Origin of the sequence: Enterococcus sp. 3H8_DIV0648 (assembly GCF_002140655.1) — a bacterium.
Lineage (GTDB): Bacteria > Bacillota > Bacilli > Lactobacillales > Enterococcaceae > Enterococcus_A > Enterococcus_A hulanensis.
The window spans coordinates 556812-558602 of the sequence record NZ_NGLG01000002.1 but is presented as its reverse complement, the minus strand read 5'-3'; the positions used below and the strand labels follow the sequence as shown (position 1 = coordinate 558602).

Genomic DNA, 1791 nt, shown 5'->3' with positions numbered 1-1791 from the left:
GTAAGAATACAATGCGGACTTTTTATCTTTAGGTCCGACTTTAAATATGTCTAAGTTCCTAAGTTTAGTAAGTAAGCGTCATATACCATGGTGTATTTAAAAGCCCAGCGTCCAATCCTATAGAATAAGGAGAACGCTGAGCTTCTCTAAAGTTTGCTAATAGTTAGTTTAACAATCATTGCAGGAGGAAACGAGACACTTTGCTATATGACACTTACGGTTAATCACACATTTTGTTTAGAATGATAGTGAAGGGAAAGGAAGCTAGAACTAATGATTAATCCAGAGAATGCTCAGATAAATTGTTCCTATAGGCTAAATTTGCGATTCTATAGCTCAAAGTATAGGTAGTAAAGATTTTTATAGGTATCATCATTCCAACTTGTATACTTCTTGTAGTTAACAATACCCAGAATCCCTTGTCAGTCATCATGTACACCCAGTATGTACTCAACAATAAACTGACAAACACTCCTGTCAACAAACAAGCGACACTGATTCTAATGAAATTTCTAGTTTTTTTATAAAGTATTAATCCATAGATTAGGCCGCTTAGAAATGCTGAAATTGTATATCCAGGAAAATATATGCCTAACCCTTGTGGCAAGAGAAAGGAGCCGATAATATCGGATATTCCTGAGCTAAAGGCCGCATATACAGGACCTAATAGGATTGCATTAATTATTAAGGGAACAAATGAAAAATTAATTGAGATAATTGGCGTCATGAACCCTAGCCGTCCTAAAATTACCTCAAGTCCTACTAATAATGCTGCGAGTGTTAATTTTCTAGTTTTACTACTAATCATAAGTCAACTCCGTTCTATTTTTGTACCACTGGATAATTATTATCGAATTGCAATCCAAAATTCACACTTTGAACAGTAAACTTTTGGATCATCCAAAACTTCTTTTAACGGATACACCTTCATTTCTGCAATTTGTGCTTCTTCAAAGCCACTAAAAGGAAGCCATTCAGTAAAAAATCGTCTATTGGCCTCTTCGTATGTCAATAATTCATCACCAAAATAAGTAAATACTGCCCATTTGGAGGTAGGTAGAGTAACTGCAGTCATACCTTTAGGCACTGACTTATTAGTACGAATCGCAAGGTAATAGGATGGTCCGTTCTCATCTTCTTTGATTAATCCACAAATGTCCGATTCTGTACTGTCTTCAAGCTCTATAATCTTTTTTATTACACCAACTGATGCCGCATTTAACCAAAATTTTCCATAATATTTCTCATATTGACTTACATCTTTCGGTAAAGACGTTCTTACGCCAACAAAGCGCATTTCCTCCCGTTTTTCTACTCTATACCTCAAATTACTAGCTCTGTTCATTGAGATGGATAGATGTATTCGTGGAAATGAGTTCATTTCTGTACCAGGAATTCTTGCTTGTGAGGGGGAAACTCCATGGATATCTCGAAAAGCTCTATGGAATGAGGTAGGAGAAACATAATTGTACTTGGCACCGATTTCTTGAACTTTCATATCACTATTTTGTAAATCAAATGCAGCAAGAGTCATCCTTCGTTGTCGAGCGTACTCGCTTAAAGTCATTCCAGTAACGTACGAAAACATCCTTTGAAAATAGTTTTTAGAACAAAGAGCTATTCTCGCAGCCTCATCAAAGGAAATATCATTAGTCAAATTATCCTCAATGTAATCGATAGCATTGAGAAATCTTTTTATCCAATCCATTTGCCACACCATCCTTTAGTCATTGTTAATTTAATCTGTCATCATATTATCATGTGAGAAATCTCTTTTCTTCTCTTTGCCGA

2 protein-coding genes are annotated in these 1791 nt (G+C 35.6%); both read right to left on the bottom strand.

Annotation, left to right across the window (positions count from 1 at the left end; genetic code table 11):
- Positions 1–277: 277 nt before the first annotated feature.
- Positions 278–808, bottom strand: a complete 531-nt coding sequence (locus tag A5875_RS18920) for a folate family ECF transporter S component (RefSeq protein ID WP_088935130.1) — start codon at positions 806–808, stop codon at positions 278–280.
- A gap of 39 nt (positions 809–847) precedes the next feature.
- Positions 848–1708 (bottom strand): AraC family transcriptional regulator, encoded by an 861-nt coding sequence (locus tag A5875_RS18915; protein WP_176244757.1) that lies wholly within the window; start codon positions 1706–1708, stop codon positions 848–850.
- Positions 1709–1791: the final 83 nt, after the last annotated feature.

What these genes read in the sequence shown, in the direction of transcription:
- A5875_RS18920 (WP_088935130.1), bottom strand. Translation starts at nt 808, where the DNA reads ATGATTAGTAGTAAAACTAGAAAATTAACACTCGCAGCATTATTAGTA.
- A5875_RS18915 (WP_176244757.1), bottom strand. Translation starts at nt 1,708, where the DNA reads ATGGATTGGATAAAAAGATTTCTCAATGCTATCGATTACATTGAGGAT.